The sequence below is a fragment of the Corynebacterium nasorum genome, from assembly GCF_030229765.1.
Taxonomy (GTDB): domain Bacteria; phylum Actinomycetota; class Actinomycetes; order Mycobacteriales; family Mycobacteriaceae; genus Corynebacterium; species Corynebacterium kefirresidentii.
In genome coordinates this window covers 274,004-297,626 of record NZ_JASPGY010000001.1, presented here as the reverse complement: position 1 = coordinate 297,626, position 23,623 = coordinate 274,004, and the positions used below count along the sequence as shown (strand labels likewise).

Genomic DNA, 23,623 nt, shown 5'->3' with positions numbered 1-23,623 from the left:
TTCGGCACCGATCGTCAGCACGGAAGCGTTATGCTCCCGGTCGTGCCGGCCCGGCTGCAGCTATCTAGCCGGGCGGGGGAGACCTCCGGTCACTTTGTTGTATCTTCGACCGGAGGGATGTACCAATGCATGTGCCATTGTGGATCTGGGCGATTTCCATCGTCGTCATTCTTGGATTCTTTGTTTTTGATTTCTACTCCCACGTGCGCACCCCGCACGAGCCGACGCTGAAGGAATCCGGGTTCTGGACCCTATTCTATGTCGGTATTGCTTTACTTTTTGGTGCCGGCGTATGGGCCATATGGGACCACGAGCACGGCATCCAATACCTCACGGGTTACGTGACAGAGAAGGCGCTATCCGTAGATAACCTCTTTGTTTTCGCGCTTATCATGGGCGCCTTCAAGATCCCGCGCAAGTACCAGCAAAAGGTATTGCTCATCGGCATCGTTATTGCCTTGGCATGCCGCCTGGTGTTTATCCTTTTGGGTGCTGCGGTCATCGCGGCATGGTCCGATATCTTCTACCTGTTCGCGATATTTCTTATCTACACAGCAATCAAGCTCATCGTCGACGAGATTCGGGACGCCCCCGAAACCGATCCCAATGATATGGGCATCATCAAGCTGATCCGCAAGGTAGTCCACGTCACCCCGCGCTACCACGGCGATAAGCTTACGCACCGCGTGGAAGATTCTTCGGGCAAGCGTAAATTCGCGTTCACCCCGCTTTTTATTGCGTTGGTGTCCATCGGCCTTATCGACGTGATGTTTGCCTTCGACTCCATTCCGGCCATTTACGGTATTACCTCGGAAGCGTTCTTGGTCTTTACCACGAATGCTTTCTCCCTCATGGGCTTGCGCCAGATGTACTTCCTGCTGGATGGCCTACTGGACCGCTTGGTGTACCTGCCCTATGGTTTGGGCATCATTTTGGGCTTCATCGGTGTAAAGCTCATGTTCCATGCGCTGCATGAGAATAACTTGCCGTTTGTCAACGGCGGCGAGAACGTGGAGTCGATCCCAGAATTTTCCACCATCACCTCACTTATCGTGATCGTGGGCGTCCTGGTTATTACGGTTATCGCCTCGATTATTAAAAACAAACGCGATGAGAACCAAGGCGGAGTACCGGTATCGCACAATCACTTCGACTGGGACGAGGAGGGCAATAAGATCGTCCGGAACAAGAAGGGCGAATTCGTGGGCAAGGCCGAAGACCTGCCCAAGGAAGAGCTACCACACTAGAAGCGGGCGTTTACGGGATTCCATTCGCGGAAGCTGCGGCCGGTGATGCAGCCGGCTTGGTAGAAGGGGTCTTTGTCCATGAGGGCGATGGCGTCGGCGACCACGGCGTCGTCGGCAAGCCCCGCAATGATGAGCGCGCCGCCCTTGGAATCCGTCAAGGGGCCGGTGGCAATGATGGTGCCCTCCTCAAAAAGTTGCGCGGTAAACTCGCGGTGCGCGGGGCGAGCCTTAGCAATCTCAGGATTATTGGGGTTGTAGTCGTAGCTAACAGCAAAATACTTCATGCTTGGCATTTTAAAATGCAGGGGCATCCAAGCGCAGGTGCTTGGTGCTAACAGGTAGTATGTATAACGTGAATCAACCCGGAACACAGTCAGCGCAATCCTCGGATGTGAATCCGCAGGTGTCCAATTGGAACCTGCCAAATATTCTCACCAGCCTGCGCATTCTTTTCATTCCGGTTTTCGCATGGCTGGTCATTGCCGGCCATGAATGGTGGGCTTTTGGCCTATTCACGGCCTTAATGCTCACAGATAAGCTCGACGGGGACATCGCACGTGCCCGTGGCCTTATCACCAATTTTGGCAAGATTGCTGATCCCATCGCGGACAAAGCGCTTATGACTACCGCACTGGTATGCCTCAACATCATCGGGGTGCTGCCAGTGTGGATTACCGTGGTCATTCTCATCCGTGAGTTCGGTATCACCATCTGGCGTATGGTGTTGTTGCGCCGCGGCAAGGTGGTACCTGCTTCGAAGGGCGGCAAACTGAAGACTGTATTGCAATCCTTGGCAGTCGGGCTGTATCTGTGGCCGTTGCCGGAGTGGATGAACGTTCCTACCTTCCTAGTGATGCTGTTGGCTGCAGTGGTGACCTTAGTTACCGGCGTCCAGTACCTCATTGACGGCAAGAAGCAGAATAGCTAGGTAGTTCATGAGCACCATGGCAACCCGCCTCGTGTCCGAGCTCACCGAGCGCGGCGAGACTTTGTCCTTTTGTGAGTCACTTACTGCTGGGTTGGCCAGCGCCACGGTCGCTTCTGTCCCTGGAGCTTCGGCTGTATTGCGCGGAGGGCTTATAACATATGCCACCGAGGTGAAATCCCACTTTTTGCACCAACCGGTAGCCGATATCGAAGCTGCCGGAGTGGTTTCTGGGGAGACCGCCCTTGCAATGGCCCGCGCAGCGGTGGCAGAAACCGCTGCGGACTGGGGAATAGGCCTTACCGGAGTGGCAGGACCAGACCTACAAGAAGGCAAGCCGGCGGGCACCGTATATATCGGCATCTATTCTCCTGGTAGAGTCGCTTTCTCCCAGCTGCTATCCGGTTTGGGCAAGGAGCGCAACGAAATTAGAGAGGCCACGGTCGCAGCCGCCTTTCGTCTACTGTGCGCAACTGTGGAAGAAAATCCGGCACTGCGGGAACAATAGCGAGACAAGGAGCGTTGACCATAGTGATGAACACTTCTACTGCAGTCCTCGAACACTCGGTAAACGGCGCTACTGCACCAGCGGCGCCCGCCACTGCTCGTACTCCTGAGCCGCTTCTGCGTGAGGCTCTTGGGTTGACGCTGCGCGCCTTCCGCGCGGACAAGGGAGTGACCCTGCGCGAATTGGCCGGGGTGGCCCGCGTGTCGCCGGGTTACCTTTCAGAGCTCGAACGCGGTCGCAAGGAGGTCTCCTCTGAGCTCCTTGCGTCTGTGTGCCACGCGCTAGATTGCTCGGTCTCTGACGTATTGATTGAAGCAGCCGGTTACATGGCCCTGCCCTCTATGGATGAGGAGCTAGCCCATACGGCACCTGCCGCATCAGAGCTCTAGCACACAGCGGTCTATGTCAACAGCCGGCCTATTCTCTCGCGAGGAGGGTCGGCTGTGGTGGTTAAGGGGGCGTCGGCAAGCGCCCGCGACCGCGGGGAGTGCAAGCGGTGGAAACAGCGCTTCGCTAGTATAAACAGCAGAACATTACGCACATTTTTAACCTAGAAAGGTTGAAGCACACCATGGCGAACCCATTTGTTAAGGGCTGGAAGTACCTGATGGCACTCTTCGATAATAAGATCGAGGAAAACGCCGATCCGAAGGTGCAGATCGAGCAGGCTATTGAGGATGCTCAGCGCCAGCACCAGGAGCTGTCTCAGCAGGCGGCCGCCGTGATTGGTAACCAGCGTCAGCTGGAAATGCAGCTTAACCGCCGCTTGGCAGAGGTAGAAAAGCTGCAGGGCAATGCTCGCCAGGCTCTGGAATTGGCTGATCAGGCCCGTGCTAAGGGCGATGAAAATAAGGCCGTGGAGTACGAGAACGCGGCAGAGGCCTTCGCCGCCCAGCTGGTTACGGCTGAGGAGTCCGTGGAGGATACCAAGAAGCTGCACGACCAGGCACTACAGCAGGCAGAAAAGGCCAAGAATGCGGTTCAGCGTAATAACGCCGCGCTGCGCGAAAAGGTCAATGAGCGCTCCAAGCTGCTTTCCCAGCTGGAGCAGGCAAAAATGCAGGAAAAGGTCTCTGAGTCTTTGAACTCCATGAACGAGCTAACTGCCAATGGCAATACGCCGTCTCTGGATGCTGTGCGCGATAAGATTGAGCGCCGTTACTCCAAGGCGCTAGGCCAGGCCGAGCTTGCTGAGAACTCCGTGGAAAACCGCATGGCCGAGGTTCAGCAGGCGGGCATACAGATGGCCGGTCATTCCCGCTTGGAGCAGATTCGCAGTGAAATGAACTCCTCTAAGTCCGTGGAAGCCAATAAGGCTCAGGCCATTGAGGGCAATAAAGCTTCTGGCTCTGCTGCCGACAGCGCTGCCCAGCCAGGCAGTGCCAACAACGAGGCTGTACAGGCCCGTCTGCGTGAGTTGCGTGGGGAGTAAAACCCTCGACTGTCTTTTAAAAAGTTATCGCCTCCCTTGGCCATCATTTGGTGGTGCAAGGGAGGCGATAACTTACGCTGCTAGTCACCGACGCCGCGGGCCTGCAACGCTTCCCCCATCGCGCGCGCTCGCCGGATGGAGCGAATAATAACGGGGGTGCCAACCGCCAGCGGGGACATCCCGGCACCGCGCGCTTTGCGGGCATCTAGGACTTCATAGACGGTTTCAAACATCAGCGGGATGAGCCGAATAGTCAGTGACATAGCCAAGCTGATGTTTTCTACCGGTATTCCTAGTCGCTTTAGGGGCTGCAGCGACTCTTCCAGCGACTCCATGATTTCATCTACCGTGGAGGTCAGCGTGAGCAAGAAGGCAGCCATCATAGCGGCGAAGACATTGAGGAACATCACCGCCGCATAGTCGAAGTCCTTTGCCCACCATTGAAAGCCTGCCAACGGGACTAGGAAAAAGAGAGGCGGCCAGATTTGACTCCACGCAATGCCCAGTGGGATCCGAGCGCAAGCATAAAGGATGACAACGAAGATGACCCCGCCTGCTGCCCACGGAATGGACTTGAAAAAGATGCTGGTAACAAGGATAAAGACTAAGAGGAATGCGATCTTCCAACTGGGTTTGATGCGATGAACAAAACTGGTGCCATCAACATAGACGGAAAGTGGGAGATTCGTGCGTCGTTGCATGACAATTCTCCCTACAGCGGCCGCTGGGCCATGAGGTCTTGGTAAAAATCTATGACCTCCGCCGGTCGGCCATCCGCGGCGATGCGGTGGTCATCGATGCAAATGACCCGATTAAAATCGCGCAGAAATTCCAGATCGTGCGTCACCACAATTAGTTGCTGTTCCAATCGCGCGAATTCTCTTTTGATTCGATCGCGGTTACGCAGATCCAGCAGGGTAGTGGGCTCATCAGCGATGATGAGAATCGGGTCGATGACCATGACCGCTGCCAGCGCGAGGAGCTGCTTTTGTCCGCCGGAGAGCGTATGCGGTGAGCGCTCAGCAAATTCGGCGAGTCCGAAGCGCTCGAGGGCAGCATCCACGCGGGCGAGGCGCTCGTGTTTGGGCAGCTTAAAACGGCGGAGCGAAAAGGCGACGTCATCGCGCACATTGGGCATGACAATCTGGTTTTCGGCATCCGAAAAGACAAAGCCCACCTTTTCGCGCACCTTTTTGCCCTGCTTGGCGACGTCCATCTGGTCCACCGTCACCGTACCGGCACTAGGCTCGCCCAACCCATTAATGAGCCTGGTCAAGGTGGATTTTCCGCCACCATTCTGGCCGATGATGCCAATGCGTTGTTCGGTGAGGGTGAGGTTAATGTCCTCGAGCACCACGGTGTCATCAAAAGCTACCGAAACCGAGGAAAATTCGATCGTGGGCACTAGGCGGCCTTTCGTCCCATCAGATCGGGGAAGGCCGAGTGAACACCGAGAGCGATGATGACGGCAACGACAAGCTTTCCGGCATCGACAGGGATGAAGGGCAATTGGGCTGCGAAGGCTGGCCCAATTTCCAAGCCAGAGCGGATCATGAGACCAAAGGCGCCGCAGATGTATTGGACGGCAAGGCCGACAATGGCAGCAATGGCAAGTATGACCGCCATGCCACCCTTGTTCTTAGGGGAGCGGTAGGCAATTGCACCTGCAACCGCTGGCGAGAGAACATAGCCGATGATGTAGCCCGCGGTTGGGCCTGCCAAGGCACGCAGCGTGGTACCGCCACCTGCTAAAACTGGGAGGGCAAGGCCCAGGAACAAAAAGAGGAGTCCCACGTAACCGCCGCGCTTGCTACCCAAAATAAGGCCGGCGAGGATCAGCGCTGCGTTTTGCAACACGATGGGCACGCCGGCCGAACCGATGGGAATGGACACGAAGGCAAGGACGATGACGAGAGCGGTAAACACGGCAACATAGGCAATGGTCGTTGCCAGAGAGTTCTTTTTCATGTTCAAGAGGTTAGCACTGCATGAAAACTGCAGACAATTGAGGGTTTTGAACGGTGTTCATCTGAGGCTGATTATTGTGAGGTGGGGCCATTGCGGCGGGCTCCCAATCGACACTTTCTGGACCGCTGGCGCCCGTGCTTTAGTGCTGAGTAGGATGGCGCGCATGCGATTGACTGAGTATCACCAGCTCATTGTGGACGAATTTGGCGAGTCTAAGGGAAAGTGGATTAGTCACTCCCATGTCTTGCCCGACCTCGGGGCAACGCCCGATGAGCTTATCGAACGCGGCGTCGATCCGCGTCGCGTCTGGCTGAGCCTGTGCGATGACTTTGATGTACCGAAGGAGCGCAGGTTGGGGGTCGATTACCCTACTTTATAGCGCCGTCGAATTTGGCGGACTGGCGTGTTCACTTTCAAAATTCGAACAGATGTATGTAATATGGCGGAGGTGTCGATGCAGTCGTCTACAGTGGGATGGCGTTGACGGAGGGAACCGTTTGAGTTCCGCGGCAGTCTAATAATGCGCTAGTACATCGTCGTTAAAGATAAGGATGAAAGTTAATGGCAACCAAAAAGAAGTCTTCTTCTGCCGCCTCTAAGGGAGATGACCGCCAAAAGGCCCTCGATGCCGCAATGGCCATGATTGAGAAGGATTACGGCAAAGGCGCTGTGATGCGCCTGGGTGATGACAACCGCCCACCGATTAAGGCCATTTCTTCCGGTAATACCGCAATCGATGTTGCTCTGGGTATTGGTGGTTTCCCGCGCGGGCGCATCGTAGAAATTTATGGCCCGGAGTCTTCTGGTAAGACCACTGTTGCGCTGCACGCCATTGCATCTGCACAAAAGGACGGCGGCATTGCCGCGTTTATTGACGCCGAGCACGCGCTCGACCCGCAGTATGCTCGCCTGCTTGGCGTGGATACCGATAACCTTTTGGTTTCCCAGCCAGATACCGGCGAACAGGCCTTGGAGATCGCCGATATGCTGGTACGCTCTGGCGCAATTGACATCATTGTCGTTGACTCCGTTGCTGCACTTACCCCGAAGGCGGAAATTGAAGGTGAAATGGGCGATAGCCACGTCGGCCTCCAGGCCCGCCTGATGTCGCAGGCGCTGCGCAAGATGACCGGTGCCCTGTACAACTCCGGTACCACCGCTATCTTCATTAACCAGCTGCGCGAAAAGATTGGCGTGATGTTCGGCTCGCCAGAGACCACCACCGGTGGTAAGGCGCTCAAGTTCTACTCTTCCGTGCGCTGCGATATCCGCCGCATCCAGACCTTAAAAGATGGCCAGGATGCCATCGGTAACCGCACCAAGCTCAAGGTAGTAAAAAACAAGGTCTCGCCACCATTTAAGATTGCCGAGTTCGACATCATGTATGGCGAAGGCATCTCTCGCGAGTCGTCCATCATCGACCTTGGCGTCGAAAACGGCTTCATCCGCAAGTCCGGGTCCTGGTTTACCTACGAAGGCGACCAGCTGGGCCAGGGTAAGGAGAAGGCGCGTAATTTCCTGAAGGATAATCCGGACCTTGCCAATGAAATCGAGCAGAAGATTTTCCAGAAGCTTGGCATCGGCGAGGCTGCGGCCGAGGGTGAAGAGGCTGCCGCGATGGATGTTCCTGGCGCCGATGACCCATTGACCGATGAGTCCGTTGATCTCGTTCCAAACGTCGATTTTGACGACGACTAGAATCGTCTAACCCGCACCCGCACACCGCGTACCATTTGAATCTGCATCATGAATCAGCCCGCCCCCGAAAAGCTCGCCCAACTCCGTCAGGCCCTCGAGGCCTATGAGAATGGAGCAGCTGGGGGCGGGCTTTTTGATCGAGAGGCAGAGGAAGCCAAGGCCAAGGTCCGCTCTCGGGCGCTGGGCCTTTTGGATCAGCGTTCTAGGTCCCGGAAAGAGCTCTATGATCGTCTGGTAAAGGCCGAGTTTGAGCCAGATGTCGTTGAGGACGTGCTAGATGATTTAGCCCACGCGGGGCTGGTGAATGACGCAGCCTTTGCACACGAGTGGGTGCGCCAACGGCATAAGCGGCGCGGCAAGTCCAGCTCGGTTCTCAACAGGGAATTGCGGGAAAAGGGCGTGAGCGAGGCCGACCGTGCTGAGGCCCTCGAGCAAATTGACCCTGCCGATGAACAAGCCATGGCGCAGGCCCTTGCGGAAAAGAAGGCTCGCTCCATTAAGACTGTCCCGCCGGATCGCAAGGAGCGCGACAAGGCCCTACGCCGCATCGTGGGTGTGCTGGCACGCCGCGGCTTCAATGAAGGAATGTCATTGCAGATCGCAATCGCAGCGCTTGACGCGCGGTGCGCGGAACTGCGCGCAGAGGACTGATACGGCCAAGGAAGGGTAGCGCCGGAATGGCCAAGTCCGGCAGTTATGAGATGCCTAACTACATGGCTAAACTATGCCGACGTGGAGCAGACAATCGCAGATACCCGTACTTATGAAGTCCGAACCTTCGGCTGCCAGATGAATGTGCATGATTCCGAGCGCATCTCTGGCCTTTTGGAGGAGGCAGGCTACTCGGCCGCCGGCGAAGGTGTAGAGCCAGACCTTATCGTCTTTAATACCTGCGCCGTGCGTGAGAATGCCGATAAGCGGCTCTATGGCACCTTGGGCGCTTTGAAGAAAACCAAGGAAAACCACCCAGGCATGCAGATTGCCGTGGGCGGTTGCCTGGCGCAAAAGGACAAGGACACTGTCCTTGATAATGCACCGTGGGTCGATGCCGTCTTTGGCACCCACAACATGGCGGCTCTTCCGACCCTGCTAGAGCGCGCTCGCCACAACGATGAAGCCCAAGTGGAGATTGTCGATTCCCTCGAGGCGTTTCCGTCCGTCTTGCCGGCCAAGCGTGAGTCTGCCTATGCCGGCTGGGTTTCTGTTTCAGTAGGCTGCAATAACACCTGTACCTTCTGCATCGTTCCTTCCCTGCGCGGTAAAGAAGAGGACCGTCGGCCGGGCGACATTTTGGCCGAAGTCCAAGCGCTGGTGGATCAGGGCGTATCTGAGGTCACCTTGCTGGGACAAAACGTTAATGCCTATGGCGTTAATTTCGCCGATCCGGAGATGCCGCGCGACCGCTTCGCTTTCTCTAAGCTGCTGCGCGAGGTAGGCAAGATCGAAGGCCTTGAGCGCCTGCGGTTTACCTCCCCGCACCCGGCGGAATTTACTTCTGATGTTATCGACGCCATGGCGGAGACCCCGTCCGTGTGCCCGCAGTTGCACATGCCGCTGCAGTCTGGCTCCGACAAGGTTCTTAAGGACATGCGCCGTTCCTACCGCACGAAGAAATTCCTGCGGATTTTGGATGAGGTACGGGAGAAGATTCCGCACGCCGCGATTACCACGGATATCATCGTGGGTTTCCCAGGCGAGACCGAGGAAGACTTCCAAGACACGATGGAACTGGTGCGCCGCGCCCGCTTTGCCTCTGCCTTTACCTTCCAGTATTCGCCGCGCCCAGGCACCCCGGCCGCGGATATGGAGGACCAGATTCCTAAGGACGTCGTCCAAGATCGCTTCGAGCGCCTCATTGCTTTGCAAGATAGCATCCAGGCCGAGGAGAACAAGAAGCTCATCGGCACAGACGTTGAACTTTTGGTCCAGGCAGAGGGCGGCCGCAAGAACGATGAGACCCACCGCATGACTGGTCGCGCTCGTGATGGGCGCTTAGTGCACTTCACCCCGGTTGATTCTGACGGTGCGGACATCTCCACCGCGATTCGCCCGGGCGATGTGGTCCATACTCAGGTCACCGGTGCGGGTTCTTTCTTCTTGCTTGCCGACGCCGCCGTTACCTCCCACACCCGCACCAAGGCCGGCGACATGTCGGCCGCCGGTGAGACCCCGACGACGGCGCCCATCGGCGTGGGTCTGGGATTGCCGTCTATTGGAAAGCCAGCGGTCGCTGAATCCGGCGATTCTTGCGGTTGCTAAGAGGGGAGTAGGCTAGGGACCCATGACTGAGGAAAAGCCCACCACCGCCGCCCAGAAAGCAGCTACCGCGGAGCGCCGCGCAGCACAAACAATGGACCTCGGCGGCCACAAAGTCACACTGTGCATCGCGGTGGTGGCTTATATCCACTACCTGGTTTTGCCCTACGCCGGCCCCTCACACGGTTGGGAAGCGTTGACCTTCGGTACCACGTCCAGCGGAGTCAGAATATCCCTCATGGAAACCGTCTCCGCGTGGCTCGCTCTCCTTGGATTGGGCGTTCTCACCCCGGTGACACTGTTTACCCGCCGAGCTACGCCTGGACTTGTCGCTTGGATGCTGGTGACTGTGTCCTTCTTTGCCAACCTGTGGGGTTTCTGGTTCCGCGGGTCTACCGCTGACGGGGCATCGCTGGGAATGTGGGTAGGAATGCTGGCTACCTTCCTAGCATTTTTGGCCTATTGCTTAGTGGCGTTGCGCCGCAGCCCAGAGCAAAAGGCTGCCGAGGCTCAAGTGCGTGCCACCGCCGGACAGCTCGATGAGGTGGGCGAATTCCAACCTGCTATTAACGCGGCGCCGCGGCAGGTGCCAATTGTGGATAATCGCCGCAAGCAAGCTGCTGAGCGTCACCGCGCCCAACGCGGCGAGTAAAAAGCGCGCCGCCGCGCCTTTATCTGTGACGCCTGCGGCTCTAGTCTCGCAATCGCAACTCCCATGCACAAGAGCGGGAAAGCTCTCGGGCACCCAATCTACGGTAGATGGCATTCATCGCTTCGTCTTTGTCCGCCACGGAGCCGTAGCAACGACGTACTTGTGGCCAATGGCGTGCAACGGCGTGAAGCGCCGTGAGCTTGGCTAATTGCGCAAGTCCGCGGCGCCGGTGCGGACGATCGGTGACGGTCAAAGTCCACTCGGCTACCTCAGGATTCGCATCCTCGTGCCTGGCTACTTCTGCCAGCGCGAGGATTTTCCCCTCTTCGCTGGTGAGTGCGATAAGTAACGTATGTCCGCGGCGAGAACGCAGCCGGCTGTGGGCTTCGCGCAACCGCGTGCGAGTCCAGACGATGGGCTCCACCGTCAAATCCCCGGTCTCCGCGTCTTGGGAGGCTAGGGTAAGCAGCCGCATGACCTCGTCGAGGTAGCTTTCTGGGATGTCGTAATCAGCCCACGCTTGCGAGGTGATTCCCGCTGGAAGGAGTGCCGCCACGGGGCTTTCGGGGATGTCCATCACGAGTTGGTGTTCTGCATGCCGGTGCTTAAACCCCAGCTGGCGGTAGACGCTTCCCATGACATCGTAGTCTGGGTCCGTCCCCGGTGGATGCAGAAGACCGACGTGCGCAATGGTGCGGCCGAGCTTCCGGGCAAGCTCCAGCGCCTTTATGCCCATCCACTCGGCTACTTTCTGCCCTTCCTCCTCGAGTTCTTGCCCAGGGAGAGGCAGATCGCACAGCACGCATTCGATCTCGGCGGTTTCGCGCTCTTCTAAAAGCGGCAGGCTGAGGTGGATGAATCCGAGGTAGTCCAGCTCTGGGCTGGGCTCCACCGCAGGTATTAGCGGCAGCCCAAGCTCAGAGACCTCGCCCAGGGTGGAGTCGCCGTCCACTACGGCAAAGAGATGGGTCTGTGATTCGCTAGAACCCTGCAGGCGCTGGACCACGCGGCCCGGTGACGTCGATGCTGCGGCATCGCCGCTTGCTTCTTGGGCCGCCAAGTTGGCCCAAAAGACGAAGCTGCGAATGCAATCCGCTGGTTCGCTGGGCCGTGCGTCAACGGGAGATGCGTGCGGCGGCCGCGGTGGACGCGCAATGTGGACGAGGTGCACTACTTATCGTTGACGGCGTTAGCGGCGGCGTCGGCAAAAGCCTGCCATTGCTCGGCCTGAGCGCGCAGATCAGCGGCTTTCTTTGCATTGCCCTTGGCTTCAGCCGCCTCGGCCTGAGACTTAAACTCATCGACCTTGGCCTGGAATTGTGCCACACGTGCCTGCGCCTCTGGGTCGGTGCGGCGCCATTCGGACTTTTCCGCATCGGTAACGCGCTGCTCCAGCGCCGCGATCTTGGACTCGTATTCGCGCACCTGCTTGCGGGGAACGAAGCCGATCTCTTCCCACTTTTCCTGCAACTCGCGCAGCTTGGCCTTAGCTCCCTCGATTCCCTTAGCAGGATCGATTTGACCGTCGTATTCTGCAATCAAGGCGTCTTTGGCCTTGGCATTTTCTGCGAATTCGCGGTCGCGCTCGTCATTGACGGCATTGCGAGCATTGAAGAACTTGTCCTGGGCGGCGCGGAAGCGGGCCCAGAGTTTATCGTCCACCTCGCGTGGAGCGCGGCCGGCGGCCTTCCATTCGGTCATCAAATCGCGGTAGGCGCGGGCGGTGGGACCCCAATCGGTAGAATCCTGGATGGCCTCGGCTCGCTCGACGAGCTCCTCTTTCTTTTTGCGGGCAACCGCACGGGCGCGGTCCAGCTCAGCAAAGTGGGAGCCGCGGCGGCGGTTGAAGGAATCGCGGGCGCGAGAGTAGCGCTTCCACAGGGCATCATCGGTCTTACGGTCGATACCCTTAATCTGCTTCCACTCCTCCAAGATGGCGCGGATGCGGTCGCCAGCGGCCTTCCACTCGGTGGAGTTTTCAGCAATTTCTTCTGCTTCAGCCGCCAGCTTTTCCTTGGCAGCGATTGCTTCTTCGCGGCGACGCTCCTTATCGGCCTGCGCCTGCTCGCCGGCTTCTACCGAGTGTTCAATCACCGCGCTAAGGCGCCGATCCAAGGCAGCGATGTCTCCGATGACCGCAGCGGTAGCTAGGGTTTCGCGCAACTGCGCTGCGGTCTTTTTAATGCCGACGGCCTCATCAGGATTGGCGCGTAGGCGTGCCTCGAGCAGCTCGATTTCGGTAGATAGATCGTCATAACGCGCGCCGTAGTGCTTAAGGCCCTCCTCGGGGGTACCGGCTTTCCACTCGCCGATCTTGCGTTCGCCCTCTGGAGCAGAAACGAAGACGGAACCATCTGTGTCGATCCGGCCCCACTTGGCCGGGTCATTGTTGCGTGGGGCCTGAACGGGAACAGGCTTTGCGGTGGGGCGAGGGCCCTTTTTGGGCATGGAACCTGGGGTAGGGATGGGAGACATGACAAGCCCTCCTATGCATAGATCGCCGCGCGTCACGGCTGCCGGATAAAATCATTGGATACATTACCGCGAATATCTCGCGCGCGCCCAGATTCTATTTAATTACCTCCACTTGGGTAGATAGTATGGAGAAATAATGTTCAATCTCATGGTAATGCCAGCCTCACCAGCGCTGGCCGTGGAGCTTTCCGCTCATGACGCTGCCTCTCGTGCACTGCTCGCCGCTGCTCGCTCCCTTGCGGTGGAGGCTGCCGCGGCCGGTATCACAGCCGTGGATATCGTTGGCAGCCAAGACCAGCGCTGGTATACCGCCCATACCGGCAGTTTACAGGCCTGGGGAGCAGCCACGGACCTGGGCGGCGGCAATTTTTTGCCCGAGATAATGGCGCGCTACGTACTACGCAGCGTGCCGCAGCTTAGCGTCCGCGGTAGTCGGGAGGCTATCGGCCAGCCGGATCCAGCGGCGCTGACCATCGTCGTGGCAGATGGCAGTGCAGGCCTAACCGAGCGCGCCCCTTTGGCGCTTGTTCCAGACGCCCAGGCGGCGCACGAGTGGTGCGAGGAGGTGCTGATGGGGGCGTCGGCAAGCAGGGCAGGTGAGTGGCTTTCCCAGCGCGGCGTCATAGAACCCGCACTGTGGGAGGAATTGGCGGGCTTGCGGCCAAAGAAAGCGCAGCTTTTGGCCACCGATGCCACCTTGGGCGTTGGCCGCTATGTCGCAGGATGGGAGGTCTAATGCACCCGATTGCAGTCTTTGGTCCCACCGCCTCCGGAAAATCTGCCTTAGGTCTGGCGCTTGCGCATGAACTAGACGGAGAGGTGGTCAACGTCGATTCCATGCAGTTATATCGCGGCATGGATATTGGCACCGCCAAGCTCACCCCGGCCGAGCGCGAGGGGATCCCGCACCATCAGCTCGATGTGTGGGAGGTGACCGAAACCGCTTCCGTGGCGCGCTACCAGCGCGATGCTATCGCGGACGTGGAAGGCATCATGGACCGCGGCAAAACGCCCATTCTGGTTGGTGGCTCCATGCTCTATGCCCAAGCGCTTGTCGACGACTGGCAGTTCCCACCCACCGACCCCGCCGTTCGTGCCAAGTACGAGGCACGGCGCGTGGAAATCGGTACCGATGCCCTGCATGAGGAGCTGGCGCAGGTGGATCCGGCCGCAGCCGCCATTATCGAGGATAAGGATCCGCGCCGTACCGTCCGCGCGCTCGAGGTCATTGAACTAACCGGCAAGCCCTATAAAGCCAGCCAGCCGCCGAAGGATGCCCCGCCGCGGTGGGGAACCCGCCTCTTGGGGCTGCGCACCACCGCGGACTGGTTGAATCCGCGCATTGAGCTGCGCACGCGCCAGATGTTTGAGCGTGGGCTTATCGAGGAAGTGGAGAATCTCCAAGGACAAGGCTTGGTGGCTGATTCCACCGCTGGCCGCGCCATCGGCTATGCCCAGGTATTTCAAGCCCAGCGCGGCGAACTCACGTGGGATGAGGCGGTAGAGCGCACCGTTACCGGGACGCGGCGGTATGTGCGCCGTCAGCGCTCCTGGTTCAACCGCGATAAGCGCATTACATGGCTGGATGCTGCAGGCGATACGGCCGCCCAGGCGTTGCGCGCGCTAGGGTAGGGAACATGAAATTTGCCAAGGGTCATGGAACTGAAAATGACTTCGTCATCGTGGAAGACCACGCGGCTGCCACGCCGCTTAGTCCCGAGCGCGTAGCGGCGCTGTGCGATCGCCGCGCCGGTATCGGAGGCGATGGTTTGCTGCGCGTCGTGCGCGCCGATGCTTTGCTCGCAGCCGGTGAAATCGCCGAACTGGTCGAGGGCATTGCGCCCGATGATTGGTTCATGGATTACCGCAATGCCGATGGCTCCGTGGCCGAAATGTGCGGCAACGGAACCCGCGTATTCGCCCACTGGCTGCGCTCGCGCGGTCTGGTGGACGAAGATAAGTTCACCATCGGCACTCGGGCGGGTGCCAAGCTCGTTACTGTCCATTCGTGTGATGCACATGCGGCCGAGGTCACGGTGGAGATGGGCTCGGCCGAAGTAATTGGCGTGTCCACCGCATCCATGGCGGGGGAAAAATATGCCGGTTTGGGCGTAGACATGGGAAATCCCCACCTGGCGGCCGTGTTGCCGGGGCTGGAGGCTAAGGAGCTTGCGGCAAAGACTCTGGAAAAGCCCGTCATCGATGATGCTTTCTTCCCGGATGGCGTAAACGTCGAGCTGGTGACTCCACTGTGCGACGGCCACGTGCACATGCGTGTCTTCGAGCGCGGAGTAGGAGAGACTCGCTCCTGCGGCACCGGCACTGTGGCGGCAGCGACCGCCGCGCTTGCCGACGCCGCCGTTGACCACACCAGCACCCCCCACGGCACCGTGCACGTACACGTACCGGGCGGGGAAGTTATCGTCGATATTTACGAGGGCGGCTCGCGCTTGACCGGACCTTCCGCGATCGTCGCTACCGGCGAGACCTCGCTGTAGACCGCCTCGTGTCTGGCTAGTGTTTAGGCGCTGCGCCCTTCGCCTTCCTCGAAGGCTTGCTCTTCGAGTTCTTGGCGGCGCAGCGCGCGATTTTCTACTTCGTTCTTTTCATACTTCGGCCCGAGCGCGAAGGCAGCACGGCGGGCAGACAACCACGTTTCTTTCAGTTCGCGGGCGCGCTCATCGGTGACCCTGAGCAAAGATTCCAACTCGTTGGTGCTAATTTCTTCCGCATTAACGCGCAAGTTCAACCGACGCAGGAACCGCCGGGCGCCGGAAAGCTCGTAATGGAAGGCTTGGATGGTGGGGTCGGAACAATCCAAATCTAAAAGCGCCGGCCGGTAGAGCGTGCGGTCAGCCATTTTCTCTGCGTCCGCGGAGGAGCGGAAGTCCTCGTATTCCGCCACGACGTCTTCGATGTCTTCCGCCGAAAGGCGAATAGAACTGCGCAGGGCTGCCTGCTCTGAGGCATCCGGCCGGGTATGCAGCATAAGCAGCGCCGCCGCGATGAGCAGCGCTGCAATGAAAACCCCGGAGACTTTCAGGGTTGCCACAACCGCCACTGATCCCACCAGGATCAGCACGAGAACCATTACCCGCCGGTTCCTCGCATTTTCAGGGAAGGGCATCCACACAGTTATTTCACCAGGCCTTTATGTCCGTTCTAATGGCCGCCGCAGCCGCAGCCACCGGAGCCACAACCGCAGCCAGCGCCATCGCCGCAACCGCCGCTGGGCAGCTCAATAGACGCCGTAAGCATCGCGGTACCGGCCACGATAGAGTCCTTCGCCGGCAGCTCGCCGGCTCCCACTGGCAGGCAGAGGTCGAAGGGGAATAGTCCATCCATGACGAGGTGAGCGAATTTCTCCCCGGTCAGCTCGTTGGTGCGCCACTCAGATTCCATGACGCGTGCGGCAAAGGAGGCGGCAGGGGTCGGGACCTTGGCACCGGAGCCGGAGGAAATAACCTTGGCCCCCGCGGATTCGAAGAGCGCGGGGAACTCGCCCTCGGCCGCCTCATAGGCAGCGGCGGAATCGTAGGTGCGCACATCCAGCCCCATGGCGGTTAGGGAAATTTGCTGCCACTGCTGCAAGGGTTCGTCGACAAGCAAAGGCCCCTGCGCCAGGTTTGCGGTGGCCTGGGCGATGGTGGTGCCGAAAGGATCGATGATTTCCAGCAGGGCCAGGACATCGTTGACCATCTCCACGTGGGCAAACCCTTGCGTGACGGCATCGAAGCCGATGAAGGTGGCAAAAGGCTCTACCGCGAGGATATTAAGCTGCGCGCCCGACGGATCGGTGAACTGAATGAGCTGGCCACCGCGCACCTCACCGGTAACGGCTAAGCGGTCGCTGGCGATGGCCGCCTCGACCGCATCCTGCCAGCGCTCGAAATTGAGGCCAATGGCCTGCATCTCGGTATTCTGCTTCACCCCAGTGTCCTTAACGTTCATGCCCGCCATTGTATCGCCTTGTCCACCCAGCTAAGAATCCGAAATTCCCGCTTTCGGCCGCAACATGCAAAAATGAAAGGTAGTATGACCGAATTTTCCCAGCATAATAACGACGATCTCCTCGCCCGCGCCTTTCGCGATAACGACGCCCCGGCCACGCCGGAGGCGACGCCCACCACCGGTGACCTCGATCTGGCAGAGCGCAATGCCTTCCGCCGCGTTACCCGTGAGACCACCATCCGCGCCGAGGACACTACCGATGGCTACGAGGTGGAGTACCGAAAGCTGCGCCTCGAGCGAGTCATTTTGGTCGGCGTGTGGACCGAAGGCACCGTGGCCGAAGTGGAAGCCACCATGGACGAGCTGGCCGCGCTAACCGAAACCGCCGGCGCCGAAGTAGTGGGGATGATTTACCAAAAGCGCGATAAGCCGGACTCCGGCACCTACATCGGCTCCGGCAAGGTGAAGGAATTGCGCGATATCGTCGAGGCCACCGGTGCCGATACCGTGGTCTGCGATGGTGAGCTTAACCCCGGCCAGCTCACCGCACTCGAGCGTGCGCTTAACACCAAGGTCATTGACCGCACCATGCTCATCCTTGACATCTTTGCCCAGCATGCGAAATCAAAAGAGGGTAAGGCCCAAGTCTCATTGGCGCAGTTGGAATACTTGTATACGCATACCCGTGGTTGGGGTGGCAACCTCTCGCGCCAGGCAGGCGGCCGCGCCGGTTCCAATGGCGGCGTGGGCCTGCGTGGTCCCGGTGAGACCAAAATTGAGACAGACCGTCGCCGCATCCGCACGGAGATGGCCCGCCTGCGCAAGGAACTGCGCGCCATGAAGACCGCACGTGAGGTCAAGCGTTCCAAGCGCCAACGCTCAACCATTGCACAGATAGCTATTGCGGGCTACACCAATGCCGGAAAGTCCTCCTTCATTAACGCCATGACCGGCGCCGGGGTATTGGTGGAAGACGCGCTCTTTGCCACATTGGACCCCACCACTCGCCGTGCCACGCTTGCCGACGGCCGCCAGGTCGTCTTCACCGATACCGTCGGCTTCGTCCGCCACCTGCCTACGCAGCTAGTGGAGGCCTTTAAATCCACCCTGGAAGAGGTACTAGCCGCCGATATTATGCTGCACGTGGTCGATGGCTCAGACCCGTTCCCACTAAAACAGATTGAGGCGGTCAATCAGGTCATCTATGACATCGTCTCTGAGACAGGGGAGCAGGCCCCGCCCGAAATTATCGTGATCAATAAGATCGACCAGGCCGATCCGCTGGTGCTTGCTGAGCTGCGCCACGTTCTTGACCATGAGGACGTCGTCTACGTATCTGCCCGTACCGGTGAGGGAATCGACGAGCTTACCGCGCGTGTGGAACTCTTCCTCAACTCCCGCGATAGTCACGTTAAGCTGCAGGTTCCCTTCACGCGCGGGGATGTGGTGGCACGCGTGCATGCCGAGGGCACGGTGCGCCACGAGGAGTATACGGCCGATGGCACGCTTGTCGACGTCCGCCTTCCCTCACCCACCGCCCGTGAGCTCGCTGAATTCATCGTGGAGGAAGTTTCCTAAACCAGCTCCGGTGATCCATAATTAAGGCTCGTGAGCTTAAAAGGTTGGACCGTCCACGGAGACGGTAAAAAGATTGCCCCAGGCGCGGTGGTGGCGCCGGAAGAACGACTCAGCTGGGGCCGCACCATCGGCATCGGTATGCAGCACGTGGTGGCCATGTTCGGAGCTACGCTTTTGGTTCCCACCTTGACCGGATTCCCCGTCAATACGACGCTGCTCTTTTCCGGTCTCGGCACAATTTTGTTCCTGCTTATCACGCGCAACCGGTTGCCGTCCTACCTCGGCTCCTCGTTCGCGTTCATCGCACCTCTTTCGGCGTCGCAGCAGTACGGCATCGCCGCGCAGGCCGGCTCCATTTTGGTTACTGGCCTTGTCCTTGCCGCGGTGGGCGTCGCCGTAAAGTTCGCCGGTCGCCGCGTGTTGGACGCCGTCATGCCACCGGCCGTAACCGGTGCGATTGTGGCACTTATCGGCCTGAACTTGGCGCCGAATGCGGCCGAGAACTTCGCCTCTCAGCCGCTCGTGGCGGCAGTGACGCTGCTGGTAATCCTGCTGGCCACCGTCGCCGGCCGCGGCATGGTCTCGCGCCTGTCCATTCTCCTCGGCGTGGTCGTGGGCTGGATTTTCGCCGCTCTCACCGGCAACCTCGGCGATGACGCCGTCGCGGCCATTGATGCCGCCCCGTGGGTGGGCCTGCCGCAATTCCACGCACCTTCCTTCAACGTCTCCGCCATTGCCGTCGCGCTTCCCGTGCTGGTGGTCCTCATCGCGGAAAACGTCGGCCATGTCAAGGCCGTTTCCGAGATGACAAAGCGCGATCTCGATGACTTGGCCGGTGACGCCCTTATCGCCGATGGCCTCGCATCTACCCTCGCTGGCGGCTTCGGCGGCTCTGGCACCACGACCTATGCTGAAAATATTGGAGTGATGGCCGCTACCCGGGTCTATTCCACCGCCGCGTACTGGGTAGCAGCATTTACCGCCATCCTTCTGGCTTTCGTGCCGAAGTTTGGCGCGCTGATTTTCACCATTCCTACCGGCGTTCTTGGTGGGGCCTGCATCGTGCTTTACGGGCTCATCGGCATGTTGGGTGTGCGCATTTGGATGGACAATAAGGTCAATTTCAATAACCCGGTTAACCTGACCGCGGCCGCAGTGGCGCTCATCGCGGGTATCGGCAACCTGACTCTCAGCGTTGGTGGGGTTTCCCTGGAAGGCATCGCGTGGGGTTCAGTGGGCATTATCGTCGCCTATCCGATCATGAAGAAGCTATACGATTCCGTCGGCGAAGGCCACGCCGCCAAGTACTAATTTTTCTGCTGTGGATAGTTGCCCGCCGCGCGCCCGCGGCGGGCTATGTTGTTGACGGGGCAACGCGGGTTATCCACACCGCTCTTGTGCCTGGCTCGCATGGGCTTGCGCAGGCTGTTTAACTCAGCGGCATGACCGCATTGGACGCATACTTAGACGCCATGAGCGCCGGAATGGATATCGTCGCCGCCGCTCAAGGGCTCAGTGATCGCGAGCTCATCGCGCAAGGTGCTTCCGACATTGCCGCGCGTGACCTGCTACGACTGTGCGATACTTACTTTGGCAAGTGCGGCTTTTCTGCCAAACAGCGAGCAGCGCGACAGACTACTCATTCCCTCGACGTGCTGCTGCTCATTGAAAAATACGCCCTGCGCTTGCCGACGCAGCGAGATGCCTGGACCCTACGCTGCGAACTGTGTGCCTTTCGTGGCAGTGCTACAGCACTAGAAAAGCGTGCTCGGGCCTTGGTCCGCGAGCTGCGCCCGCGCCGCACACCGGAAAAAGGCGTGCGCATTACCCGTCGTTCCGGCGGCCCGTGGTCGCTGACCATTACTGGGGATTCAGCCGATGTAGCAGATATGCACGCCGCATTGGATGCCAATAAGCCGCTGGAATCTGCCAAAGACCTCTTTTTCGGGAAAGCGAATGCAGCACGCACGACGGTAACGACACAGGTAGTGCTCACCCTCGATGAGCTCGACCGAATAGTCGACGGTGGGGGCGAAGAAATTACCCTGCAGTTGACCAATGGCGCTCAAATGACGGGAGCGGAGCTCGTGGCGCGGACACTAAGCGATCACGGCTATGTCACACTCGTTCACCCGCACGAGGGGCCGGTAAACCTCTATCGAACCTCGCGGCTAGCCAACGACAAGCAGCGGCTGATGGCGGCTGCGCTAAACCCGGTGTGCCCGTGGGAGAGCTGTAATTTTCCCGCGGATGAATGCCAGGTCCACCACCTGAAGGCGTGGAAGCACGGCGGTGAGACTAACGCTGCGAACCTCGCGACTTGTTGTCCCTACCATAATGGAGTCAATGACGATGCCCCCAATGCCCCACCTCGCAGAGGACGGCTGGCCCGGATAAACGGGCAGGTGAGCTGGGTGCCACCGTGGGGATAGGTGGCGTCGGCAAGCGAAAAGCTCCCCACCACACAGGCGGGGAGCTTTAAAGCGAACCGTTTTAGGGCTTAGGAAGCGTCTAGGTCCTTTTCGATGAGGGCAGCAATCTTTTCTACCGCTTCTTCGTTGTCGGAAGTAACAGTAACCTCATCGCCCTGTTCTGCGCCAAGAGCCATAATCATCAAAGAAGAGGCCGCATCGGTCTCATCTTCATCGTCATCGCCAACGAGGTTGAGGAAGATGTCTTCGTCGAACTCGCCAGCTGCGTCCGCGATAATGGAGGCGGGACGTGCGTGCAGGCCTACAGAGGAACCTACCTTTACAGTCTTGGAAGCCATGGAAAAGATCCTTTCTTATGGGGATTGTTGCAATCCAGTGTACGAGTGTTTGGTTTATGCCGCCACGTTCTGAGCAGCTTCTTCGACGGCTTTACTAGGCCAGAACTGCTTCATTGCCAGCACCGCTGCGGTCGAGACAACCACACCGGCCGCGATAGCGACGAGATAGCCCCAGAACGGGTCGATGGCGAAGAGGACGAACACACCGCCGTGTGGAGCTCGGGAGCCGACCGACAAGGCCATCGAAACCGCGCCTGTCACCGCGCCGCCGGCCATCATCGAAGGGATAACGCGGAAGGGGTCGGCCGCGGCGAACGGGATGGCACCCTCCGAGACGAAGGACAGGCCCAGCAACCAAGCGGACTTGCCGTTTTCCTGCTCGGCCGGAGTAAACAGCGACTTGCGGATGAACGTGGCCAGGGAGAGCGCAATCGGTGCAACCATGCCGGAGGCCATAACCGCGGCCATGATCTGCATGGAGGACTCGTCGCCGGTAGAAAGTCCGGCCGTAGCGAAGAGATAAGCCGCCTTATTGACAGGGCCGCCCAAATCAAAGCACATCATCAAGCCGAGGATGATTCCTAGGAGCACGGCCGAGGAACCGGACATCGACGAAAGCCAATCCTGCAGGCCATCCATGATGGCTGCCAGCGGTGCGCCCAGCAGTAGGTACATCGCAAGGCCGACGACGAGCGAGGTCAGTAGTGGGATGATGACAACTGGCATGAGCGAGCCCAGCCAGCGTGGTACCTTCCAATTGCCAATCCACAAAGCGACGAAGCCCGCCAGAAGACCAGTTACCAGGCCACCGATAAAACCAGCACCTAGGGTAACCGCGATCGCGCCGCCCGCGAAGCCTGGGGCGATGCCTGGACGGCCGGCGAGCGCGTAGGCGATATAACCGGAAAGAGCAGCAACGATAAAGCCCATCGCTGCTTGGCCAATGGCGAAAAGAACAGCGCCGAGATACAGCAAGAACCCGGAGCGCTCGAAATGCATAAGTTCGCCGTCCACGGTTACGTCATGACCAGGAAGATTGCCTAGTGAAAAGTCCGTCGACAGTGCCTGCCAACCGTTTGCCATATCGGCGCCGCCAAAAAGGAAGCCAAGGGCAAGCAGAAGACCACCGGCCGCGACGAATGGAACCATATAGGATACGCCGGTCATGATGGCCTGCTGGATGCGCTTGCCCCAACCGAGAGACTTTCCCTCTTCTTCTGCATCGGCCCGGGTAGCGGTGCCGGATACCCTGTGCGCGTGGGGGTTTCGGGCGGCGGCGATGGCCTCGTCGAGCATGGTGCCAGGCTCGTTGATGGCGCGCTTGACGCCAGACTCAATTACCGGTTTGCCAGCGAATCGCTCCCGGTCGCGTACGCCAACGTCCGTGGCGAAGATGACCGCATCGGCCGCATCGATGGTGGCTTGGGAGACGGACTCATTATTCGACGAACCTTGCGTTTCTACGGTCAGCGCTACGTCATCGCGTTCGGCCGCGGTCTGTGTGAGGGCGTCGGCCGCCATGTAGGTGTGGGCGATGCCGGTAGGGCAGGCGGTGATGGCCACGATGCGGGTGACGTTGTCCGAAGAATCCGCGGTAGTTGGGGTCGCCGAGGACGAGCCGTTGGGGGCGGCGGAGGAGCCTGTACCGGCGGCACCAGCGGCGGGGGCAGCCGACTCGGCGGCCGGTTTCTTCTTTGGCTTTTCTGCGTTGACTACATCCAAGACAAGGCGAACAATTTCTTCCTTGGTGGGGGCGCTGCGCAGTGCCTCGAGGAAGTCTTTTCGGACAAGGGCGCGGGCTAGCTTGGACAAAATCTTTAGGTGAGCCTTGCCGCCACCGGCCGGAGCGGCGATGAGGAAGACCAACTGGGCGTCTCCATCAGGACCGGAGAAATCTACACCGCGGCCTAGGCGGGCGAATGCGAGGGTTGGTTCGGTGACAGCCTCGGAACGGCAGTGCGGGATGGCAACACCGCCGGGTACGCCGGTGCCGGCTTTAGCCTCGCGGTCGATGGCGGGTTGGGCCAATCCGGCGACGTCGGTGGCTCGGCCGGTGTCCTGGACTAGCGCGGCTAGGTTGGTAATGACGGAGTCAACACTGTCGCCAAAGTCGGCGTCAAGGGCGACAAGTTCCGTAGTAATGAGTTCGGAAGCCATTTTGGG

Annotated in this window: 26 protein-coding genes; 16 read left to right on the top strand and 10 right to left on the bottom strand. The window is 59.3% G+C overall.

What is annotated here, in order from left to right; genetic code table 11:
• Window positions 1–125 precede the first annotated feature (125 nt).
• Window positions 126–1,247: a TerC family protein gene (locus QP904_RS01440; protein ID WP_023027867.1), complete on the top strand. Its 1,122-nt coding sequence runs from the start codon at window positions 126–128 to the stop codon at window positions 1,245–1,247.
• Here QP904_RS01440 and QP904_RS01435 read toward each other — a convergent pair.
• A complete protein-coding gene (locus tag QP904_RS01435) occupies window positions 1,244–1,531 on the bottom strand; it encodes a YciI family protein (RefSeq protein ID WP_023021353.1) in 288 nt (95 codons plus the stop codon). The genes QP904_RS01440 and QP904_RS01435 overlap by 4 nt on opposite strands.
• A gap of 59 nt (window positions 1,532–1,590) precedes the next feature.
• Here QP904_RS01435 and pgsA point away from each other — a divergent pair, with 59 nt between their 5' ends.
• From pgsA to QP904_RS01415, 4 genes are all read left to right on the top strand, one after another.
• On the top strand, window positions 1,591–2,175 hold the full coding sequence (gene pgsA, locus QP904_RS01430; RefSeq protein WP_023021354.1) for a CDP-diacylglycerol--glycerol-3-phosphate 3-phosphatidyltransferase: 585 nt from the start codon (window positions 1,591–1,593) through the stop codon (window positions 2,173–2,175).
• A 7-nt stretch (window positions 2,176–2,182) separates the two neighbouring features.
• Entirely contained in the window at window positions 2,183–2,680 is a 498-nt protein-coding gene (locus QP904_RS01425; RefSeq protein WP_200288942.1) for a CinA family protein, read from the top strand.
• A gap of 26 nt (window positions 2,681–2,706) precedes the next feature.
• Entirely contained in the window at window positions 2,707–3,069 is a 363-nt protein-coding gene (locus QP904_RS01420; RefSeq protein WP_023021356.1) for a helix-turn-helix domain-containing protein, read from the top strand.
• Between the two features lie 182 nt (window positions 3,070–3,251).
• On the top strand, window positions 3,252–4,112 hold the full coding sequence (locus tag QP904_RS01415) for a PspA/IM30 family protein (RefSeq protein ID WP_284835401.1): 861 nt from the start codon (window positions 3,252–3,254) through the stop codon (window positions 4,110–4,112).
• A gap of 80 nt (window positions 4,113–4,192) precedes the next feature.
• Here QP904_RS01415 and QP904_RS01410 read toward each other — a convergent pair whose 3' ends face one another.
• Genes QP904_RS01410 through QP904_RS01400 form a run of 3 tightly spaced genes read right to left on the bottom strand, consistent with a single transcriptional unit; the run spans window position 4,193 to window position 6,080 of the window.
• The gene (locus QP904_RS01410; protein WP_284835400.1) at window positions 4,193–4,813 is read right to left on the bottom strand and encodes an energy-coupling factor transporter transmembrane component T family protein; all 621 of its coding nucleotides are present in this window, start codon (window positions 4,811–4,813) and stop codon (window positions 4,193–4,195) included.
• 11 nt (window positions 4,814–4,824) lie between these two features.
• Entirely contained in the window at window positions 4,825–5,517 is a 693-nt protein-coding gene (locus QP904_RS01405) for an energy-coupling factor ABC transporter ATP-binding protein (RefSeq protein ID WP_023021359.1), read from the bottom strand.
• Window positions 5,517–6,080 carry a biotin transporter BioY gene (locus QP904_RS01400; RefSeq protein ID WP_023021360.1) on the bottom strand — a complete coding sequence of 188 codons (564 nt, stop codon included), beginning with the start codon at window positions 6,078–6,080 and terminating at the stop codon, window positions 5,517–5,519. Before QP904_RS01400 ends, QP904_RS01405 begins: the two co-directional genes overlap by 1 nt.
• 163 nt (window positions 6,081–6,243) lie before the next feature.
• Here QP904_RS01400 and QP904_RS01395 point away from each other — a divergent pair, with 163 nt between their 5' ends.
• The 5 genes from QP904_RS01395 (at window position 6,244) to QP904_RS01375 (ending at window position 10,686) form a co-directional block, all read left to right on the top strand.
• Window positions 6,244–6,459 carry a DUF3046 domain-containing protein gene (locus tag QP904_RS01395; protein ID WP_005325117.1) on the top strand — a complete coding sequence of 72 codons (216 nt, stop codon included), beginning with the start codon at window positions 6,244–6,246 and terminating at the stop codon, window positions 6,457–6,459.
• A gap of 182 nt (window positions 6,460–6,641) precedes the next feature.
• Entirely contained in the window at window positions 6,642–7,778 is a 1,137-nt protein-coding gene (gene recA, locus QP904_RS01390; RefSeq protein ID WP_200288944.1) for a recombinase RecA, read from the top strand.
• 48 nt (window positions 7,779–7,826) lie between these two features.
• Window positions 7,827–8,429, top strand: coding sequence for a recombination regulator RecX (recX, locus tag QP904_RS01385; protein WP_023021362.1), 603 nt, complete (start codon window positions 7,827–7,829; stop codon window positions 8,427–8,429).
• A 45-nt stretch (window positions 8,430–8,474) separates the two neighbouring features.
• The gene (miaB, locus tag QP904_RS01380; protein ID WP_284835399.1) at window positions 8,475–10,037 is read left to right on the top strand and encodes a tRNA (N6-isopentenyl adenosine(37)-C2)-methylthiotransferase MiaB; all 1,563 of its coding nucleotides are present in this window, start codon (window positions 8,475–8,477) and stop codon (window positions 10,035–10,037) included.
• Window positions 10,038–10,059: 22 nt separating this feature from the next.
• On the top strand, window positions 10,060–10,686 hold the full coding sequence (locus QP904_RS01375) for an Rv2732c family membrane protein (RefSeq protein WP_284835398.1): 627 nt from the start codon (window positions 10,060–10,062) through the stop codon (window positions 10,684–10,686).
• Between the two features lie 40 nt (window positions 10,687–10,726).
• On the opposite strand, the gene QP904_RS01370 is transcribed toward QP904_RS01375, so the two are convergent.
• Entirely contained in the window at window positions 10,727–11,857 is a 1,131-nt protein-coding gene (locus QP904_RS01370) for a GNAT family N-acetyltransferase (RefSeq protein WP_284835397.1), read from the bottom strand.
• A complete protein-coding gene (locus tag QP904_RS01365) occupies window positions 11,857–13,161 on the bottom strand; it encodes a DUF349 domain-containing protein (RefSeq protein ID WP_284835396.1) in 1,305 nt (434 codons plus the stop codon). The genes QP904_RS01370 and QP904_RS01365 overlap by 1 nt, the downstream gene beginning before the upstream one ends.
• Window positions 13,162–13,297: 136 nt before the next feature.
• On the opposite strand from QP904_RS01365, the gene QP904_RS01360 reads away from it, so the two are divergent.
• From QP904_RS01360 to dapF, 3 genes are read left to right on the top strand one after another with little or no spacing between them, the layout of a single operon-like run.
• Complete coding sequence (locus QP904_RS01360) at window positions 13,298–13,897, top strand: hypothetical protein (RefSeq protein WP_284835395.1); 600 nt, start codon at window positions 13,298–13,300, stop codon at window positions 13,895–13,897.
• Window positions 13,897–14,793 carry a tRNA (adenosine(37)-N6)-dimethylallyltransferase MiaA gene (gene miaA / locus QP904_RS01355; RefSeq protein ID WP_284835394.1) on the top strand — a complete coding sequence of 299 codons (897 nt, stop codon included), beginning with the start codon at window positions 13,897–13,899 and terminating at the stop codon, window positions 14,791–14,793. The genes QP904_RS01360 and miaA overlap by 1 nt, the downstream gene beginning before the upstream one ends.
• A gap of 5 nt (window positions 14,794–14,798) precedes the next feature.
• Window positions 14,799–15,659 carry a diaminopimelate epimerase gene (gene dapF, locus QP904_RS01350; RefSeq protein ID WP_023021369.1) on the top strand — a complete coding sequence of 287 codons (861 nt, stop codon included), beginning with the start codon at window positions 14,799–14,801 and terminating at the stop codon, window positions 15,657–15,659.
• A 23-nt stretch (window positions 15,660–15,682) separates the two neighbouring features.
• Here the strand turns inward: dapF and QP904_RS01345 are convergent, their stop codons facing one another.
• On the bottom strand, window positions 15,683–16,288 hold the full coding sequence (locus tag QP904_RS01345; protein WP_034655392.1) for a hypothetical protein: 606 nt from the start codon (window positions 16,286–16,288) through the stop codon (window positions 15,683–15,685).
• Between the two features lie 35 nt (window positions 16,289–16,323).
• The gene (locus QP904_RS01340) at window positions 16,324–17,121 is read right to left on the bottom strand and encodes a hypothetical protein (RefSeq protein WP_023021371.1); all 798 of its coding nucleotides are present in this window, start codon (window positions 17,119–17,121) and stop codon (window positions 16,324–16,326) included.
• A gap of 75 nt (window positions 17,122–17,196) precedes the next feature.
• On the opposite strand from QP904_RS01340, the gene hflX reads away from it, so the two are divergent.
• From hflX to QP904_RS01325, 3 genes are all read left to right on the top strand, one after another.
• Complete coding sequence (gene hflX, locus QP904_RS01335; RefSeq protein WP_284835393.1) at window positions 17,197–18,690, top strand: GTPase HflX; 1,494 nt, start codon at window positions 17,197–17,199, stop codon at window positions 18,688–18,690.
• Window positions 18,691–18,720: 30 nt separating this feature from the next.
• Entirely contained in the window at window positions 18,721–20,001 is a 1,281-nt protein-coding gene (locus QP904_RS01330) for a uracil-xanthine permease family protein (protein ID WP_023021373.1), read from the top strand.
• Window positions 20,002–20,132: 131 nt separating this feature from the next.
• Complete coding sequence (locus QP904_RS01325) at window positions 20,133–21,122, top strand: HNH endonuclease signature motif containing protein (RefSeq protein WP_023021374.1); 990 nt, start codon at window positions 20,133–20,135, stop codon at window positions 21,120–21,122.
• Window positions 21,123–21,190: 68 nt separating this feature from the next.
• Here QP904_RS01325 and QP904_RS01320 read toward each other — a convergent pair whose 3' ends face one another.
• Both QP904_RS01320 and QP904_RS01315 read right to left on the bottom strand, forming a co-directional pair.
• A complete protein-coding gene (locus QP904_RS01320; RefSeq protein WP_023021375.1) occupies window positions 21,191–21,460 on the bottom strand; it encodes an HPr family phosphocarrier protein in 270 nt (89 codons plus the stop codon).
• A gap of 54 nt (window positions 21,461–21,514) precedes the next feature.
• Window positions 21,515–23,617 carry a PTS fructose transporter subunit IIABC gene (locus tag QP904_RS01315; RefSeq protein ID WP_284835392.1) on the bottom strand — a complete coding sequence of 701 codons (2,103 nt, stop codon included), beginning with the start codon at window positions 23,615–23,617 and terminating at the stop codon, window positions 21,515–21,517.
• Window positions 23,618–23,623 lie beyond the last annotated feature (6 nt).

What these genes read in the sequence shown, in the direction of transcription:
- QP904_RS01440 (WP_023027867.1), top strand. Translation starts at nt 126, where the DNA reads ATGCATGTGCCATTGTGGATCTGGGCGATTTCCATCGTCGTCATTCTT.
- QP904_RS01435 (WP_023021353.1), bottom strand. Translation starts at nt 1,531, where the DNA reads ATGAAGTATTTTGCTGTTAGCTACGACTACAACCCCAATAATCCTGAG.
- pgsA (WP_023021354.1), top strand. Translation starts at nt 1,591, where the DNA reads ATGTATAACGTGAATCAACCCGGAACACAGTCAGCGCAATCCTCGGAT.
- QP904_RS01425 (WP_200288942.1), top strand. Translation starts at nt 2,183, where the DNA reads ATGAGCACCATGGCAACCCGCCTCGTGTCCGAGCTCACCGAGCGCGGC.
- QP904_RS01420 (WP_023021356.1), top strand. Translation starts at nt 2,707, where the DNA reads ATGAACACTTCTACTGCAGTCCTCGAACACTCGGTAAACGGCGCTACT.
- QP904_RS01415 (WP_284835401.1), top strand. Translation starts at nt 3,252, where the DNA reads ATGGCGAACCCATTTGTTAAGGGCTGGAAGTACCTGATGGCACTCTTC.
- QP904_RS01410 (WP_284835400.1), bottom strand. Translation starts at nt 4,813, where the DNA reads ATGCAACGACGCACGAATCTCCCACTTTCCGTCTATGTTGATGGCACC.
- QP904_RS01400 (WP_023021360.1), bottom strand. Translation starts at nt 6,080, where the DNA reads ATGAAAAAGAACTCTCTGGCAACGACCATTGCCTATGTTGCCGTGTTT.
- QP904_RS01395 (WP_005325117.1), top strand. Translation starts at nt 6,244, where the DNA reads ATGCGATTGACTGAGTATCACCAGCTCATTGTGGACGAATTTGGCGAG.
- recA (WP_200288944.1), top strand. Translation starts at nt 6,642, where the DNA reads ATGGCAACCAAAAAGAAGTCTTCTTCTGCCGCCTCTAAGGGAGATGAC.
- recX (WP_023021362.1), top strand. Translation starts at nt 7,827, where the DNA reads ATGAATCAGCCCGCCCCCGAAAAGCTCGCCCAACTCCGTCAGGCCCTC.
- miaB (WP_284835399.1), top strand. Translation starts at nt 8,475, where the DNA reads ATGAGATGCCTAACTACATGGCTAAACTATGCCGACGTGGAGCAGACA.
- QP904_RS01375 (WP_284835398.1), top strand. Translation starts at nt 10,060, where the DNA reads ATGACTGAGGAAAAGCCCACCACCGCCGCCCAGAAAGCAGCTACCGCG.
- QP904_RS01365 (WP_284835396.1), bottom strand. Translation starts at nt 13,161, where the DNA reads ATGTCTCCCATCCCTACCCCAGGTTCCATGCCCAAAAAGGGCCCTCGC.
- QP904_RS01360 (WP_284835395.1), top strand. Translation starts at nt 13,298, where the DNA reads ATGTTCAATCTCATGGTAATGCCAGCCTCACCAGCGCTGGCCGTGGAG.
- miaA (WP_284835394.1), top strand. Translation starts at nt 13,897, where the DNA reads ATGCACCCGATTGCAGTCTTTGGTCCCACCGCCTCCGGAAAATCTGCC.
- dapF (WP_023021369.1), top strand. Translation starts at nt 14,799, where the DNA reads ATGAAATTTGCCAAGGGTCATGGAACTGAAAATGACTTCGTCATCGTG.
- QP904_RS01345 (WP_034655392.1), bottom strand. Translation starts at nt 16,288, where the DNA reads ATGCCCTTCCCTGAAAATGCGAGGAACCGGCGGGTAATGGTTCTCGTG.
- QP904_RS01340 (WP_023021371.1), bottom strand. Translation starts at nt 17,121, where the DNA reads ATGGCGGGCATGAACGTTAAGGACACTGGGGTGAAGCAGAATACCGAG.
- hflX (WP_284835393.1), top strand. Translation starts at nt 17,197, where the DNA reads ATGACCGAATTTTCCCAGCATAATAACGACGATCTCCTCGCCCGCGCC.
- QP904_RS01325 (WP_023021374.1), top strand. Translation starts at nt 20,133, where the DNA reads ATGACCGCATTGGACGCATACTTAGACGCCATGAGCGCCGGAATGGAT.
- QP904_RS01320 (WP_023021375.1), bottom strand. Translation starts at nt 21,460, where the DNA reads ATGGCTTCCAAGACTGTAAAGGTAGGTTCCTCTGTAGGCCTGCACGCA.
- QP904_RS01315 (WP_284835392.1), bottom strand. Translation starts at nt 23,617, where the DNA reads ATGGCTTCCGAACTCATTACTACGGAACTTGTCGCCCTTGACGCCGAC.